Source organism: Streptomyces sp. NPDC001137, from assembly GCF_040298885.1.
GTDB lineage: Bacteria > Actinomycetota > Actinomycetes > Streptomycetales > Streptomycetaceae > Streptomyces.
Genome location: NZ_JBEPBA010000016.1, coordinates 44209 through 58964 on the forward strand (window position 1 = coordinate 44209; position 14756 = coordinate 58964).

General features: G+C 68.3%; 16 protein-coding genes. 10 read left to right on the plus strand and 6 right to left on the minus strand.

Features of this window, described 5'->3' with window-relative positions; translation table 11 throughout:
- Together ABT254_RS28555 and ABT254_RS28560 are read left to right on the plus strand one after the other, a co-directional pair.
- The gene (locus tag ABT254_RS28555; protein ID WP_351475916.1) at positions 1–1353 is read left to right on the plus strand and encodes a DNA cytosine methyltransferase; all 1353 of its coding nucleotides are present in this window, start codon (positions 1–3) and stop codon (positions 1351–1353) included.
- Between the two features lie 370 nt (positions 1354–1723).
- Positions 1724–2074: a hypothetical protein gene (locus ABT254_RS28560; protein WP_351475919.1), complete on the plus strand. Its 351-nt coding sequence runs from the start codon at positions 1724–1726 to the stop codon at positions 2072–2074.
- Positions 2075–2188: 114 nt separating this feature from the next.
- Here the strand turns inward: ABT254_RS28560 and ABT254_RS28565 are convergent, their stop codons facing one another.
- Together ABT254_RS28565 and ABT254_RS28570 are read right to left on the minus strand one after the other, a co-directional pair.
- On the minus strand, positions 2189–2734 hold the full coding sequence (locus tag ABT254_RS28565) for a GNAT family N-acetyltransferase (RefSeq protein ID WP_351475922.1): 546 nt from the start codon (positions 2732–2734) through the stop codon (positions 2189–2191).
- A gap of 1 nt (position 2735) precedes the next feature.
- Positions 2736–4007, minus strand: a complete 1272-nt coding sequence (locus tag ABT254_RS28570) for an NsdA family TPR-like regulatory protein (RefSeq protein ID WP_351475925.1) — start codon at positions 4005–4007, stop codon at positions 2736–2738.
- Positions 4008–4175: 168 nt separating this feature from the next.
- On the opposite strand from ABT254_RS28570, the gene ABT254_RS28575 reads away from it, so the two are divergent.
- The 4 genes from ABT254_RS28575 to ABT254_RS28590 all read left to right on the plus strand — a co-directional run bounded on the left by ABT254_RS28575 (position 4176) and on the right by ABT254_RS28590 (position 6365).
- Positions 4176–4676 (plus strand): hypothetical protein, encoded by a 501-nt coding sequence (locus tag ABT254_RS28575; protein WP_351475928.1) that lies wholly within the window; start codon positions 4176–4178, stop codon positions 4674–4676.
- 208 nt (positions 4677–4884) lie between these two features.
- Positions 4885–5319, plus strand: coding sequence for a UCP032817 domain-containing protein (locus tag ABT254_RS28580; protein ID WP_351475931.1), 435 nt, complete (start codon positions 4885–4887; stop codon positions 5317–5319).
- A gap of 90 nt (positions 5320–5409) precedes the next feature.
- Complete coding sequence (locus ABT254_RS28585) at positions 5410–5817, plus strand: hypothetical protein (protein WP_351475934.1); 408 nt, start codon at positions 5410–5412, stop codon at positions 5815–5817.
- Positions 5818–5828: 11 nt separating this feature from the next.
- Positions 5829–6365 (plus strand): DUF6879 family protein, encoded by a 537-nt coding sequence (locus tag ABT254_RS28590; RefSeq protein WP_351475937.1) that lies wholly within the window; start codon positions 5829–5831, stop codon positions 6363–6365.
- Positions 6366–6562: 197 nt separating this feature from the next.
- Here the strand turns inward: ABT254_RS28590 and ABT254_RS28595 are convergent, their stop codons facing one another.
- Both ABT254_RS28595 and ABT254_RS28600 read right to left on the minus strand, forming a co-directional pair.
- Entirely contained in the window at positions 6563–7201 is a 639-nt protein-coding gene (locus tag ABT254_RS28595; protein ID WP_351475940.1) for a dihydrofolate reductase family protein, read from the minus strand.
- Positions 7202–7377: 176 nt separating this feature from the next.
- On the minus strand, positions 7378–8157 hold the full coding sequence (locus ABT254_RS28600) for an NAD(P)H-dependent oxidoreductase (protein WP_351475943.1): 780 nt from the start codon (positions 8155–8157) through the stop codon (positions 7378–7380).
- A gap of 138 nt (positions 8158–8295) precedes the next feature.
- On the opposite strand from ABT254_RS28600, the gene ABT254_RS28605 reads away from it, so the two are divergent.
- Entirely contained in the window at positions 8296–9147 is an 852-nt protein-coding gene (locus tag ABT254_RS28605; RefSeq protein ID WP_351475946.1) for a helix-turn-helix transcriptional regulator, read from the plus strand.
- 266 nt (positions 9148–9413) lie between these two features.
- Positions 9414–10931 carry an amidohydrolase family protein gene (locus ABT254_RS28610; RefSeq protein WP_351475949.1) on the plus strand — a complete coding sequence of 506 codons (1518 nt, stop codon included), beginning with the start codon at positions 9414–9416 and terminating at the stop codon, positions 10929–10931.
- Between the two features lie 165 nt (positions 10932–11096).
- Here ABT254_RS28610 and ABT254_RS28615 read toward each other — a convergent pair whose 3' ends face one another.
- Together ABT254_RS28615 and ABT254_RS28620 are read right to left on the minus strand one after the other, a co-directional pair.
- A complete protein-coding gene (locus ABT254_RS28615) occupies positions 11097–11699 on the minus strand; it encodes a nitroreductase family protein (protein ID WP_351475952.1) in 603 nt (200 codons plus the stop codon).
- A 154-nt stretch (positions 11700–11853) separates the two neighbouring features.
- Positions 11854–12612: an alpha/beta fold hydrolase gene (locus ABT254_RS28620; RefSeq protein ID WP_351475955.1), complete on the minus strand. Its 759-nt coding sequence runs from the start codon at positions 12610–12612 to the stop codon at positions 11854–11856.
- 62 nt (positions 12613–12674) lie between these two features.
- Between ABT254_RS28620 and ABT254_RS28625 the strand changes: the two genes are divergently transcribed.
- Both ABT254_RS28625 and ABT254_RS28630 read left to right on the plus strand, forming a co-directional pair.
- Positions 12675–13097 (plus strand): MarR family winged helix-turn-helix transcriptional regulator, encoded by a 423-nt coding sequence (locus ABT254_RS28625; RefSeq protein ID WP_351475958.1) that lies wholly within the window; start codon positions 12675–12677, stop codon positions 13095–13097.
- A 113-nt stretch (positions 13098–13210) separates the two neighbouring features.
- Positions 13211–14734: a serine/threonine-protein kinase gene (locus ABT254_RS28630; RefSeq protein WP_351475961.1), complete on the plus strand. Its 1524-nt coding sequence runs from the start codon at positions 13211–13213 to the stop codon at positions 14732–14734.
- Positions 14735–14756: the final 22 nt, after the last annotated feature.

Below are 14756 nucleotides of genomic sequence, written 5' to 3' on the forward strand. Positions count from 1 at the left end.
ATGAGCACGCCCCGCCCACTCGCACCCGAGCCCATCACCGTCCTTGATCTTTTTTCTGGATGCGGGGGCTTCACCCAGGGGTTTCATGAGTTTCGCCCGAAGGGGGACGAGGAGAGCGGGCCCGTCTTCCGCAGCGTCGCGGCAGTCGAACACGACCTCGCTGCCGCGGCGACCTATGCGGTGAACTTCGGAAGTCACAATTCAGGCAACGGACTTCCTGCTGCGCGGGTACATCTCGAGGACATCGAGGACTGGAAGCCTACAGAGGAAGCCCTCCACTCGGACGTCGTAGTGGGAGGGCCTCCCTGCCAAGGCTTCTCGGCCCTCAACCGTCACAAGAAGGGCGCTGAACGGAACCGCCTTTGGGAGGAATACGTTCGCATTGTTGGCAGAATTCGCCCGAAGGTCTTCGTAATTGAAAATGTCGACCGTTTCCTCAAATCGGACGAGTTCCGCAACCTTCTCAGCGAAGTGGAAGAGGGCGGCCGGCTGTCCGAATACCGGCTGATCGATCCCCCCGGTCATGAGCCAGGGGAAACAGAGGAGAACAGGCACAAGCGCTACCTCCTCAATGCGGCCGACTACGGTGCGGTTCAAGCACGCCGCCGGGCCATCGTGATCGGCGTCCGCAAGGACATCGAAAATGGCCGAACGTTGAATTACCCCACTACAACTCATTTTCGACGGCCAAAGCGCAGCATCGGCATCCCGAGTCAGCCCCTCGCCGGCGTCGACGTGGAGCCTTCGTACTGGAAGGCAGTCGATGGCGTATTCGACGAATCGGAATTGCTCGAACTCCGAGGCACCGAGCTTCCGGACGGCAAGGAATACATCGTTGACGTGGATTCCGTCCTCCCGGGAGTGTTCGCAACCACCGACCTGCACTTCGGCCGGAATCCGGAGCTGCTCTCAATGGCCCGCTATCGAGCCATCCCCAAGGGTGGTAACCGCAAAGACCTGAGCGGCAAGTGGTACACGGTGGACGGGGACGGAGAGATTCGAATCTTCGACACTTCGAAGCCCGCAGGTGTGAAGACACAGGTGACCTACCTCTCGACCGAGAGTTGGGACAACCACAACACCGGTACCGGCGATGTCATGGGTCGACTTCGCCTGGGCGAGCCCTCGGTGACGATCCGGACCGAGTTCTTCAAGCCGGAGAAGGGCCGCTACCTCCACCCCACCGCGCCTCGTCCGATCACCCACTACGAGGCTGCCCGCATTCAGGGCTTCCCGCTCGACTTCCGCTGGTGCGGTTCGAAGACCGACATCGCCCGACAGATCGGCAATGCCGTGCCCATCCCTCTTGGCACCGCCATTGCTTCAGCGGTGTACGCCTACTTGCGCGGCTGACCGGGCCGTACTGCACCGTGCGTGCGCGCCTGGAGCTCCAGTTCAGGCGATGGAGCTTCCAACGGTGGCGCTTGCCAAGCCAACTAGCCATTGCCTCTTGGCTACTTGACGTACCTGAACCGGTGACAGGCCACCGATCGGGCCGGACCACCCATGCCAGGGCACCGTCTTGCCAGAGATCCGCACGCCGGGTTGGGAGCTTCTGGGCTGGACGGTCTCGTCAGCGCCCGCTCAGCAAGGTCCTTGACTGCAAAGGCGGGTATGCGCAGCGGTCACCGGAACGGATGCGTCGAGGTGCTGCCCGCGACCCGGCATGTCAGTCTCACGATCAGGCGACCTTTACTGCCAGCCGAGGGAAGGGCCGAGGCGTATGCCGACATTGCAGGTCAAAAACTATTCGGTCTCCTGCACGCAGTTCAGAGGGGTGGGAGGACAGAACGGATTTCTGACGATCGCCTTGGACCACCCCAAGATCTCCGCGGTTGTCTACTTCTTTCGCGACCTCTGGAGCCCGAACGACATCGGCGAATTCTACGACAGTCGGATCGTGTCGTGTTATGCCACGGATGCTGACTTCGATCGTTACTACGAGATGCTAAAAACCGAAAAACCTCTGCACTTCAGCTGGGAGGTGGTGGACTCGAGTACCAAGCTCCAATGGTTCGCATTGGGCTCATCCACGGAACCCATCGGAGAAGGTTTGCGAGACCTCTCGCCGTGACCGCCCCTTGTTTGCAGATCGCTGGGCGCAGACGAGCGTTTGGGCTTGCTCGATCCGCAGTTCAACGCCTCGATGTGCTGGCGGTCGCCGATCAGTCGGCCATGCAGTTCGGTCTCATCCAGCCCCGCGCCGGAGCACCAACGCGTCGTACAACGGCGAATCAGGGAAGGGCTGTACTTCCCCGAACCACTCGTAGCCCCACGACTCGTAGAGCGCGCGGACCTTGGGGCGGTCCCGCTCGACAAGGAGTGTGACCCGTTCCTCAGGGCGGCCACTGAGCAAAGCATCGTGGATTTGTTGCGCAATACCAGTACCACGCACTTTCTCGACAACCATGAGCTCTGAAAGCGCCAAGGTGCGTGAACCGTTCTCCATGGTGGCCCCGTCGGGCACTGGGGTTTGAAGCCCGTTCCACCATCGCGTCGTTTCCTGCAACGTGCATCCGTACGCGTAACCGATGGGGGTGTCATCGACGTAGCCGACAACCGCGGCGAATCCGGGAACCTCAGCGTTCCAGCCGAGCCGTTCGTCGAATCGCTCGACGCTGTGGAATTCTTCGCCCAGCCGCTCCTTGTAGATCTCGGCATACACGTCGAGGAGCTGCTGTCGGATGTCGCGGAGGCCTACCGCGTCCCTGCGTTCCAGTCGCAACCCTTCCATTTCACGCTCCCGTCTCTCGAGTCCGTTCCAGGAAATCCGCGGCGGCCGGGACCCGAGCATGGCGCTGGAGGTGCCGCCGCAGATCACCGAGCTTGCCCTGGACCCGCTCGCTTTGAACGCGTCCCGCAAGAGCGACCGCTTCGCCGGCCTGTGCAGCTGCGTGCTCGACATTCCCGTCGTCGAGGAGCGCCTGGGCGTGTTGGACGGTGTAGTAGACCCGGTTGCGTTCGAAGCGCGGTTCGAGCATTTGGAGTGCCGAGCAGGTGAGTTCCTCCGCTCGCCGGTACTGCCCGAGGGCGTGGTGGGCGGCACCCGCAAGGCCCATCAACTCCGCGGGGGTGAGGAACGAGAGCCAGGCAACGGGTTGGCCCTGCGTTCGCTCATATGCCGTCTCAGCTCGGGCGAGCGAGCGCTGGGCACGCGTACGGTCGCCGGTTCGAGCATGACCGACAGCCTGGCGGCAGTGAAGCAACGCCATCAGCCATGCATCGTTCTTCGCCTGCCGAGTTTCGACGGCCGCACGCCCAATGCGCAGGGCCTCCCTGTCTCGGTTGAGGAGCCGAGCCTGCATCGCAAGGTTGGACCAGACCCGAGCCTGAAGCATCCCGTCTCCAGAGAGCATGCCTGCTTGCAGTGCCTCGTTGTACAGATTGGCCGCGTCCGCCTGCCGACCGGCGTCATAGGCGAACCATCCGGCGGAGGCAGCCAGATCTCCCATGGCCGAGTACAACAGTCGCTCCACCCGTTCTCCGTAAGTGCAGCGGTTGACGGCATCTTGAACACGACGCAGGGCTTCCGAGGCGACATCGTGCAGGGCGCCGCCGCCCAAGGCATGGTCGTACTTGTACAGCGTAGGAACGATGTCGCGGATGCGATCGACATCGCTGGTACCGAGCCGACCGACCGTCGGGATGAGATCCAGGCCGAGGGTTGCTGCCAGGCCAATCGCGATGAACTCCCTTCGCCCCAAGGCCTGTTGTGCCACCCCATGCCGCGGCCGCGTCGGCTGCGACGGGATGCGTGAGGACTTGCGCGGAATGAAGCCCATCTCGTGCGGGCTTCGGCCGAAGACCTGCTGGAGGGGTGCCAGGTAGCGCGACCACGGCCACTGCACGTCCCCGGCGATCCACCTGCGCACATGACGATCAGTGCAGTTCACGGGGCTGCCGAAGAGATCTTCCGCTGCGCTGTTCACCGCCTCAGCGAGTCCCTCGTGGGTGTAGCCGAACTCGGCCAACAGGGCTTCGAGCCTGGTGTTCCTCTTGGCGGCCACAGGTGCTCCCTCGCCTGGCTGGTCCCTCGACGGTAGTCCTACCGGCAACCGCCGCTCGGTAAAACTGTCCGGTCGTCGGCGGGTAACTCCCCAAAATCTGTCCTCATGGCCGACGGGTCACTTCGGGTTTCCTCATGAGCGTGAACAACGCACTCAACCGAGGGAGCGATGGTGCTGGCGCCGACAGACATGGACAGACTGATCTCTGAGTGGCTCGCCCGAGCGCATCCGGTACCACAGCGGGCTCGTACGGAGTGGTCGAACCAAGGGGTGGCGTTACTCCCGCTCGGCGACCTGTTCGCCGCGGTTCGTCTGCCGGGTGAACTGGTGAACGCGGCCGTCGGCAGCGAAGACGCCGGCCAGGTGGCCTCCGCCCTGGGCTCATTGCTGCAAGGTCCCGTCATTCACGATCACCGGTCCACAGGAGCCACGTACTACGCCCTGATCAATTGGGGTGCGGGCGTGATCCAGCAGATGGAACAGAACGAGGATGCGCCCTGCCTGGGTACGGGCACCTACCTCGGTGTCCCGCGCATCGACCGTCGAGAACCGCCCGGAACCTACTGGGCAGTGCCGCCGCGATACGACGGTGATCTCTGCCGCCCCGGAGCTGTGCGGTCCCTTGTCGCCAATGGCCGACGAAAGCTGGCGCTGCACGCCACTGCCTGACCGCGGCTCTTATGGAATTTCGCTGCCGTACCGGAAGCGGTCACACGCGCACTCGTTCGGCCGCGAGCGCAAAATCCCTCTCCCCGAGCTTCGACAGGCATTCGGCACTCAGGGAGAGGGTTACCCGAAGGTCCACCCACTGTGAGGTGAATTCGTGCTCTACACAACCCTGCCGTGCCCGAATCAGTGCGCGAAGGGGGGCGACTCGATGACCACCACCGTCGCCACCGCAACCCGCACCGGCCGGTCCCTCGTCACCGACCTCGACTTCGACATGCTCGCCGTCTGCGCCGACGAGTACAACCTCGAACGCAGCGTCGCCGACCGCGTCATGGACCAGGCCCTCGCCCTGGTCCACGTCATGGGCTCCACCGGCCAGGGCGCCACCATGGCCCCCTCCCAGCAGGTCGACCCCGGCTGGCACACGCTCATCCTGCACACCGACTGGTACGCCAACTGGTGCCAGGAACAGTTCGGTTACTTCCTGCACCACCAGCCGAACAGCAAGACCCGCACCCGCGGCCTGATGACGGACGTCGTCGGGAAGATCCGCGCGGCCGGCTTCGAGGTCGACGAACGGCTGTGGGGTACGGCGGCCGACTGCAACCCTCCCGCCTGCTGCGGCGACGGCCCCTGCTGCTGAGCGCGCTCCCCTGACCACTCCTCGACAGGGCTGGCCGGCCTTCCCCAGGTCGGCCCGCCCGCTGCCCCTGCGCCAGATCGGAGCCTGCCCGTGCCCCTGACCGAGCTGACCGCGACCAGTCGCGTGACAGTCTTCCCGCTCGAAAAGCTCACCGTCGCCTACACGACCCAGTCCAGTGACGAGCGCGGCCTGGGCGACATCGGACTCGTCACCGTCGTCCGCGAAGACGGCGACGAACTCGGTCACGACGGCGACGAGTTGTGGCAGCTCGCGCGAGACCTCGGCGGGCGTACTACCGACGGGGACCAGGCCCGGTGGATCCTCACCCAGGCCGGCCGCGCCCGGATGATCAGCGCCTTCGACGATCTGCCGGACGCGACCTGGACGGCGTACATCCGCCGACGCTTCGCCCTCGACGCGCTGTTCGCCAACCACGACGTCCTGATGACCGGCCGGATCGAGCTGACGCCCCGCGCCGACTGCACGCATTCACTCTGAGGAGGCTGCACATGCCCGAGACCGGCTCCGAGCCCGTTTACCTGGACGGCGACGATTGGAAGACGTACTTCCGCGATTTCAAGCGGTCCGCGTTCCGGCTCGAAGTGCACCAGACGTACACGATGCCCGGCGAGGCCGAGACGTTCCGCGCCTTCCGCTCCGGGGAACCGATGCCGACGGACTTCAACAAGACGTGGCACCAGACCATCCGGGTCAACGTCTCGTCGGGGCGGACGATGACCCGCGCAAAGGTCGTTCGGCGCCCGCTCACGCCGTACAGCCGCTATCTGTTCGCGTGGGGCATCCCCGGAAATGTCGAGGCCGGGGAGGACTACCGAATCCTCGATGTGACCGAGCGGCCGAATCCCGGGTTGCCGGAACAGGACTTCTGGATGTTCGACGAGACGACCGTCGTACACCTCAACTATCGCCAGGACGGAACACAGATCAATCGAGAGCTGATCCGGGATCCGGACATCGGCAAGTACCTCGCGTGGCGCGAACTTGCTCTGGAGAACGCCGTGCCGTTCCGGGCGTATCAGGGGTGAATCGCAGAAACGGGCCCGGCGTGCGCTTGTGTCTGCCTACGCAACTACACGCGCAGCCCGCCTCCGGACAGATGTCCTGTTTGACGTCGACGGTACGTTGATCGACGCGCTGAACAGCCGCATTGATCGCTTGACGCCGGCTCCCGGTCGTCGAGGCTCGCGGCGGCACACCCACCCGCGAACCCTGCCCCCCCGCCTCAGCGGCGCACCAGCACCGCATGCGTGACGGTCGGCGAGCCGACCAGTTCGGACACCCGGTAGCCGTCGATCCCGTCGCCCAGATTGTCGAGCAGGCGCTCCCCGCGTCCGATGAGCATCGGCGCGATCGCGAGGTGGAGTTCGTCGATCAGCCTGGCGCGCAGATACTGCTGGATGACCGCCGCGCCGCCGCCGATCCGGACGTCTTTGCCGCCCGCGGCGTCGAACGCGCGCTGGAGCACCGTCTCCAGCGGCTCGTCGGTGAAGTGGAAGGTCGTTCCGCCGGCCATCTCCAGCGACGGGCGCAGATGGTGGGTGTGTACGAAAACGTCGTGGTGGTAGGGCGGGTTGTCGCCCCACCAGCCCTTCCAGGACTCGTCCTGCCAGGGTCCGCGCTGCGGCCCGAACATGTTCCGTCCCATGATCGTGGCGCCGATGTTCTGATCGCCGCGGGTGAAGTAGTCGACATCGATTCCGGTCTTGCCCGCGGCGGCATCTTCCATCGCGGAGACGAACCAGCCATGCAGTTCGTCACCCCAGCCGACGCCGTCACCGAAGGGGGCGTCCAGTCGCTGGTTCGCGCCGGCCGCGAAGCCGTCGAGGGAGATCGTCACGTTGTGTACGCGGACCTTGGGCATGGCCTTCACCTCTCGTGTTGATGGCCTTCTCTCACCCGTGCGTCGAACAGAGCCTGCCTGGATCGACATCCCCGCGCAGATTCAGCAAGGCGCTTACCAGGGTCGCGCCGGCACCATGAAGCAGGAGGTACAGGGCCGGTGAGCGGGATCGGCCGTGACAGGTGTCGGGTCGGCGGTCAACCCCGCACATGCAGCCCGAACCCTGTTCGGCCCGCGGGCTCCAGTCCCTCCTTCAGTTGCAGCGAGGGGATCTCGTAGTCACCGAAGTTCTGCCGCCGGAAGGGGATCGGTTCGGTCGACTCCAGGGTGAGCAGGCGCTGCTCCCATGCCTTGGCGACGTCCGGGTAGTCCTCGCCCGTCATGCGGTCGGCGCCGTACAGCACGAACGGCGGCAGCACCTCGATGCCCGGGTAGTAGAGGATGCCGTGGTGGATCGGGAAGAGGAGGTCGTCGATGGGGCCGTTGATGCCGCGGGCGGAGTAGTGCGACTCCGGGCCGCCGGCGGTCACCGACAGCAGGGCCTTCCTGCCGGCGAGGGTGCCTTCGCCGAAGCGCTCGCCGTACCTGGTGCCGCTGTGCTCGCCGACGCCGTACGCGAAGTGGTAGGTGAACACCCGGTCCACCCAGCCCTTGAGGATCGCGGGCATCGTGTACCACCACAGCGGGAACTGGAAGATGATCGTGTCGGCCCACAGCAGCTTCTCCTGCTCGGCGCGTGCGTCCGGGGTGAGCGTTCCCGCGTCGAAGGCCCGGCCCGAGTCGAGCGCGACCTTCAGCGGACTTGAGGCGTGGGGGCCGTAGTCCGCGGCGTCCACTACCGCCTTCCAGTTCATCGCGTACAGATCGCTCACCCGTACCTCGTGCCCGGCGGTCTCCAATGTGGACACCGCGAGGTTCTTCAGCGAGCTGTTGAGCGACTTCGGCTCCGGGTGGGCGTAGACGATCAGCGTCTTCATGGGAACTCCTTCGGATCGGGTGCCTTCGATCCTGGGCGCCGCGGCGCCCGGCGTTCAGGGGCTCCTCTTCCGTCGGACTGGACTTCCTGGTATCGGCAGGACCACCCTCACGGGCAACTCCGAGGCCATACTGGGGGCATGGACGATCTTGCGGGCTTCCTGCGGACCCGGCGTTCCCGGGTCGACCCGGCCGCCGCCGGTATCCCCACCGACAGCCGCCGCCGGGTCGAAGGGCTGCGCCGCGAGGAGGTCGCGCACCTGTCCGGAGTCAGCGTCGACTACTACGTACGCCTGGAGCAGGGCCGCGCGACCCAGCCCTCCGAGCAGGTTCTCGACGCGCTCGCCCGCGTACTCGGCCTCGACGAGACCGAACGCGGGCATCTGTACCGGCTCGCCCGCCAGCGCCGCCGCCGCGCCAAGGCGCCGGGCGGGCGGATCCGGCCGGAGCTGCTACGGGTCCTCGACCTGGTCGCCGACGCACCCGCACTGATCATGAACCACCGCCTGGACGTGCTCGCGGGGAACCGCCTCGCCGGGCTCCTCTACGGCCGGCCGATGCCGGGCCTGAACACCGCGCGGCACATCTTCCTCGAGGAGGCCGAGCGCGGCCTGTACGCGGACTGGGAGCAGTGCACCCTCGACGTGGTCGGGCATCTGCGCCTGGCCGCCGGCAAATATCCGGAGGACTCCCGACTGGCCTCGCTCATCGGCGAGTTGGCGATGGGCAGCGAGCGCTTCCGCCGCCTGTGGGCCCGCGCGGACGTGCGCGCCCGCACCCATGGACGCAAGGCGTACCGGCACCCGCTGGTCGGAGTGCTGGAACTGCACCAGGAGAACTTCGCACTGCCGGACGAGTCGGGTTTGGAGCTGCTGGTGCTGTCCGCGGAACCCGGCAGCCCCGCCGCGGACGGGCTGCGCCTGCTCGCGGGCCTGGGCGCGGACAGCGGTGACGCGCACAGCGTTGACGCGCATCTACAGGTGACCGACTGACGCGCGAGGCGTCCGCTTCCTTGGGCCCGTCGCCACCTCGCGAGGTCCGGCTCCAGGGAGCCGACATCCCCTCGGTGGACCCAGCAACACCCCCACATGCACCCCCTGGCCCCACTGTCCATTCACCCCGTCTCCGCCATCGTCGTGGGGGTCGGCGGACGCAGCCGACGGGTTCACTGGCAGGAGGGGGAAACAGCATGTCCGAAGGGGCAGTTGGGGCACGACGTGGGATAGGGCGACGCGGCTTACTCGCCGGGGCCGGCGCCGTGGCGGGTACGGTTCTGGCGGGCACGGCGGTCGCCGGCACGGCACGGGCGGCCCGGGCGAGGGACGGAAACGGTGCCGGTACCGGCCCGTTGGCGTTCACCCACGCCACCGTGATCGACGGATCGGGAGCACCTCCGGCCTCCGACATGACGGTCGTCGTCGAGGGCGGCCGTATCACCGGACTCGCCCCGAGTGCACGGACCCGGCTCCGCCCGGGCACCCGAACGGTCGACCTGACCGGCAAGTATCTGATCCCGGGACTGATCGAGGCACACACCCACAGCGACGGCCCGGAGACGGTGATCCCGGCGCTGTACGCCCTCACCGGCGTCACCACGGTCCGGGAGATGCGGGGCCAGCCGGTCCACCACGAGTGGCGCGAGAAGATCCGCAGCGGTGCACTGCTCGGCCCCCGCTGGGTCATCGGCAGCCCCATCGTCGACGGCGCGCCCTCGCTGTGGGCGGCCGACGTGGGCCCGACCATCGAGGTGCACGACGCCGCCGACGCCCGGCGCGCCGTACGGCAGGTCAAGCGCGAGGGCGCGGACTTCGTCAAGGCGTACTCCCGCCTGTCCCGCGAGGCCTACTTCGCCCTCGCGGACGAGGCCCGGCGCCAGGGCATCCCCCACCTGGGGCACTGCCCCGACACCGTACGGATCGCGGAGGCGAGCGCCGCCGGCCACCGCACCATCGAGCACCTGCACGCCCTGCTCCTCGCGACCTCACGGCACGAGAAGGAGTTACGGCGCCTACTGGCCGCCGTACGGATCGACCCGCGCGACCCCAGCAGCCTGTCCCGCTACCACAGCTGGTTCCAGCAGGTGCATCCCCTCGAATGGCGCGCGGTGCAGGGTTACGACCGGGGCCGGGCGGACGCCCTCTTCCGGAGCCTGGCGGCGCACGGGACCGCGGTCGTCCCCACGCTGAGCGTGCACCGCACGCTGGAGCTGCCCGACGACGTTCCGTCCCGGGCCGAGGAGTGGAAGTACCTGCCCGCCTGGCAGGTGGAGAGCTGGCCGGACCAGCTGACGGCCCTGACGGGTGGGCGCACCCCCGAGCAGGCTCGGCAGATCCGGCGGATCTTCGCGCACCGGCTCCGGCTGGTGAGCGAGCTGCACGGCGCGGGCGTACGGCTGGCGGCGGGCACCGACACCGGCACGGGATACCTCGTCCCGGGCTTCGCCCTCCACGACGAGCTGGCGCTGCTCGTGGCGGCCGGGCTCACTCCGGCTGAGGCGCTGCGCTCGGCCACGCGGGACGCGGCCCGCACCCTCGGCCTGCCCGACGTCGGCACCCTGGCGCGCGGACAGGCCGCCGATCTGCTCGTCCTCGACGCCGACCCGATGCGCGACATCCGCAACACCCGCCGTATCCACGGCGTGGTCGTCGACGGCAGGTGGATCCCGCCCGAGGAACGCCGCCGGCTGCTCGCGGCGGTGGAAGAGGCCGCCGCGCAGACCCCGCCGCCCCAGGAGGGGGCGACCATGACGGGCTGCGGCTGCGGCGGCCACCCCTGACAGCGCTGACAGCCCGCCGGCAGCGGCCTCCTGGCGGAACCGGGGCGGCTTCGAGGAGCCGCCCCCTCCTGTCCGAGCCCGGCGCTGGGCGCTTTGGGGCGACTGGCGCGTCACCCTGGACACGACTGAGCCGGGGGGGTGGTCCACCGCCGGGCTCGATCGTGTCTAGGCGTGCCGCCCCCACTGCCCCCGGTGCACGACGTCGTCCGCGCCCCGTCGTCGTTCCTTGACGCGACCGCTCTGCGGGGGCACGTCGTCGGCGCGGTGGCCGACCGTGATCCCGCCGATGGGGGCGTACTCCTCAGGGATCCCGAACTCCTCGCGGAACGGCTGCAGATGTTCGGGCATGATGCCGAAGAAGCAGGCGCCGAGGCCTTCGTCGACCGCGGTCAGCAGCATGAGGAGGGCCGCCATGCCCGTGTCGATGTGCCAGTACGGGGCGGGCCAGCGGGCCTCGGCGCGGTCCTCCCAGCCCTTGTCGGGTTCGGCGTAACGCTCCAGGTAGGCGGCTTTGTGGGCGAGGGGTAGGACGATCAGCGGGGCGTCCTGCATGGTCGGCGTCTTCTCGACGCGGGTCGGCACGAACGGCCAGAAGCGGGCGCGGTCGGCGGGGTCGGTCAGGGCGAGGAAAGCCCAGCCCTGGGAGAAGCCGGCCGAGGGTGCTCGGAGTGCGGAGGCGAGGATGCGCTCGATCACCTCGGGCGCCAGGGGTTTGTCGGAGTAGTGCCGGATCATACGGCGACGACGGACCACCTCGGAGAATTCCATGGGGGCGGATCCTGCCATGAACTCCCCGCAGGCCAAGGGAGGTTGAGCGGATCTTGGCGCCTCCTTCACCTCCTGCATGGGACGACCTGGTCCCTCGGCGTCATGCCGTCCCTCGGCGTCATGCCGTCCCTCGGCGTCATGCCGTCCCTCGGCGTCATGACGCCGTCCGCCGGAGATGCTCGTCGATGAGGCCGAGCGTGGCCTCCGGCTGCTCGATGTGCGGCAGGTGCCCGGCCTTGGGGACGACCTCGAGCCGGCCGTTGCCGAAGGCGGCGGCATAGGCGGCCCCGTAGGCGGGGGTCACGATGCGGTCGCTCTCGCCCCATACGAGAAGTGCGGGCGTCCGTACACGCCCCAGCCGGTGCAGCAGCTTCGGGTCGTGCATGTACGGGTCGCCTGCGAGGGTGCGCATGGTGGCCATGTTGGCCTGGCGTACGGCGAGTTGGTCGGCGGGCAGCGAGGCCGGGTCGATGTAGTAGCGGTCCGGGTCGTGCCAGGAGAGTTCCGCCGCGGTGCGGGGGTCGAGGGCGAAGTAGTCGGCGATCGGCTCGGACTCGATTTGCACACCGACGGCGTCGATCAGCACCAGGTCGCTGATGCGCCCGGCGGTGTCCCGTACGGCCATCTCGGCCGCGACCCAGCCGCCGAGGGAGGAGCCGACGACCAGGACGTCGTGCAGGTCGCGGTCCTGGAGGAGGTGGAGGTAGGAGAGGGCGAGGTCGTCGACGCCGGTGCACCAGTCGGGGCGCGGGGTGCCGTCCCAGCCGGGGTGGACGGGGGCGAGGACGCGGGCGGCAGGGGACAGGTGCCGGGCTATCCCGGCGACGGTGGCGGGGCCTCCGCCACCGTGGAGGACGAGGACGGGACGGTCGGAGCTGTGATCTGCGGGCGCGGAGCTGTGATGTGTAGGCATGACCGGGAGTCTAACTAAAGATGTTTATATAAGCTAGCTTAGTTTTCGGGTAGACTCCCTTCATGCATGCTGACCTGCAACTTCTCGGCCGGGCGGTCAAACAGGCCCAGTACCGCCAGCACCGCGCCCTGGACAGCGCCCTGGCGGCGGTCGGCTCGACGCTCGCCCAGTGGGACGCGCTCCGCGCGATCAGCCGTACGCCCGGCGCTTCGGCACGCGAACTGGCCGCGGCCACCTTCCAGACCGAGCAGGCCTTCGGCACGCTGGTGGGCCGGCTGACCGCACAGGACCTGGTCGAGCGCCGCCCCGGTCGCGGCCGCCGCATGGAGCACCACCTCACACCGGCGGGCGAACGGGTCCTGAAGGCCGGCCACAAGGTGGCGGAGAAGGTGCTGGCCGAGTGCTTCGCACCGCTGTCCGACCCGGACCGGGTGACGCTGCTGGAACTGCTGGAGCGCCTGAACGCAGCGGCCGAAAGCCCCTGACCGAGCGGCCGCCCCGCCCGTTCGACCGAATGCGTTATCGTGCCTGTTCGATCTCCCTCATTCGCGAACGGAAAGCGCGGAAGGAGTTCGGACGGGGATCAGAAGGAGACACGGTGTCGGATCTTGGGCGGCTCGTCGCCGGCCGGTATCTGCTGGTCGAGCGGGTGGGCAGCGGCGGCATGGGCACCGTGTGGCGTGCCGAGGACAAGGTGCTCGGCCGCCATGTCGCCGTGAAGAAGCTGCACGTCCCGCCGCACCTGCACGAGGACGAGGTCCGCACGCTCCACGAGCGCACCCGGCGCGAGGCCCGCAGTGCCGCCCGGATCACCCATCCCAATGTGATCGTGGTGCACGACGTCGTCGACGACGAGGGCCTGCCGTGCATCGTCATGGAGTACATCCCCTCCGCCACGCTGAGCGACGTCCTCAAGCGCCGGGGTGCGCTGCCGCCCCACGAGGCCGCCCGGATCGGCCGTGCCATGGCCGCCGCGCTGCGCGCCGCCCACAACGCCGGGGTCCTGCACCGGGACGTCAAGCCCGCCAACGTCCTGCTCGCCGAGGACGGCCGGATCGTCCTCACCGACTTCGGGATCGCCATGGAGTCGGGCACCTCCTCGCTCACCAAGTCCGGCGAGCTGATCGGCTCCATCCGCTACCTGGCCCCCGAGCGGCTCAGGGCCTCGGGCACCGGGCCCGGACCCGCCGCCGACCTGTGGGCCCTGGGGGCGACGCTGTACCAGGCGGTCGAGGGCCGGCACCCGTTCCAGCGCGCCACCCCCATCGAGACCGCGTACGCCATTGCAACCGATCCCTACGAGCCCCTGCGCAACGCCGGCGACCTGGCCCCGGTGATCGAGGGCCTGCTCCTCAAGGAGCCGGAACGGCGCATGGACGTGCACGAGGTCGAACGCCGCCTCGACGATGTGACGGCCACCCGAACCGCACCCCTCGACCCGCCCACGCGCCCGGAACCCGTCGGCACGGTCGGGACTCCCGCCCGGAAGGGAGGCGGCAACCGCCGTCGTACGGCGCTGCTGACGGTCTCCGCGGTCGCGCTCGCCGCCTGTGGAGCGGGCGGCGCGCTGTGGTGGTTCAAGGGCGGCGCGGACGCACAGGGCAGCCACACCTCGCGGGCGACCGCCTCGACGCCGTCTCCTTCTCCGAGCACGGGCCCCACGGTCCCCGCCGTGCCCACCGGCTACCACCTGGTGAAGGCGGACACCGGTATCTCCGTTCCCGTGCGGGACGGCTGGACCCGTAAGACGCTGCCCGGCGGCGAGGTCGGCTACATAGACCAGTCCGGCCTGGTGGGCCTGCGGGTCAACGTGGTCCAGTTCGCGGGCAGCGATCCCGTGCGGCACTGGCGCGACACGGAAGAGGACCAGACCCGGCGGGACAACCCCGGCTACGAACGCGTCCGGATGACCGAGACCACCTTCCGCGGCCGGCCCGCCGGCTACTGGGAGTTCACCTTCGACGGCAGGGCCCGCACGTACCGCGCGGCCGAACTGGCCTTCGCCGGCACCGACGGCACGCAGTACGTGATCTACCTCTCCGCTCCCAATGCCCAGTGGGGCGAGTACCGGCCGGTGTTCGACGCGGCCGTCAACGGGGCCCGCCCGAGTCCGGCTTCGTAGTCCCGCGGCGCGGGCTCCACGA

Coding starts and splice junctions, on each gene's coding strand:
- ABT254_RS28580 (WP_351475931.1), top strand. CDS start 4,885: ATGACCACCACCGTCGCCACCGCAACCCGCACCGGCCGGTCCCTCGTC.
- ABT254_RS28600 (WP_351475943.1), bottom strand. CDS start 8,157: ATGAAGACGCTGATCGTCTACGCCCACCCGGAGCCGAAGTCGCTCAAC.
- ABT254_RS28595 (WP_351475940.1), bottom strand. CDS start 7,201: ATGCCCAAGGTCCGCGTACACAACGTGACGATCTCCCTCGACGGCTTC.
- ABT254_RS28615 (WP_351475952.1), bottom strand. CDS start 11,699: ATGGAATTCTCCGAGGTGGTCCGTCGTCGCCGTATGATCCGGCACTAC.
- ABT254_RS28620 (WP_351475955.1), bottom strand. CDS start 12,612: ATGCCTACACATCACAGCTCCGCGCCCGCAGATCACAGCTCCGACCGT.
- ABT254_RS28560 (WP_351475919.1), top strand. CDS start 1,724: ATGCCGACATTGCAGGTCAAAAACTATTCGGTCTCCTGCACGCAGTTC.
- ABT254_RS28575 (WP_351475928.1), top strand. CDS start 4,176: ATGGTGCTGGCGCCGACAGACATGGACAGACTGATCTCTGAGTGGCTC.
- ABT254_RS28590 (WP_351475937.1), top strand. CDS start 5,829: ATGCCCGAGACCGGCTCCGAGCCCGTTTACCTGGACGGCGACGATTGG.
- ABT254_RS28605 (WP_351475946.1), top strand. CDS start 8,296: ATGGACGATCTTGCGGGCTTCCTGCGGACCCGGCGTTCCCGGGTCGAC.
- ABT254_RS28625 (WP_351475958.1), top strand. CDS start 12,675: ATGCATGCTGACCTGCAACTTCTCGGCCGGGCGGTCAAACAGGCCCAG.
- ABT254_RS28565 (WP_351475922.1), bottom strand. CDS start 2,734: ATGGAAGGGTTGCGACTGGAACGCAGGGACGCGGTAGGCCTCCGCGAC.
- ABT254_RS28555 (WP_351475916.1), top strand. CDS start 1: ATGAGCACGCCCCGCCCACTCGCACCCGAGCCCATCACCGTCCTTGAT.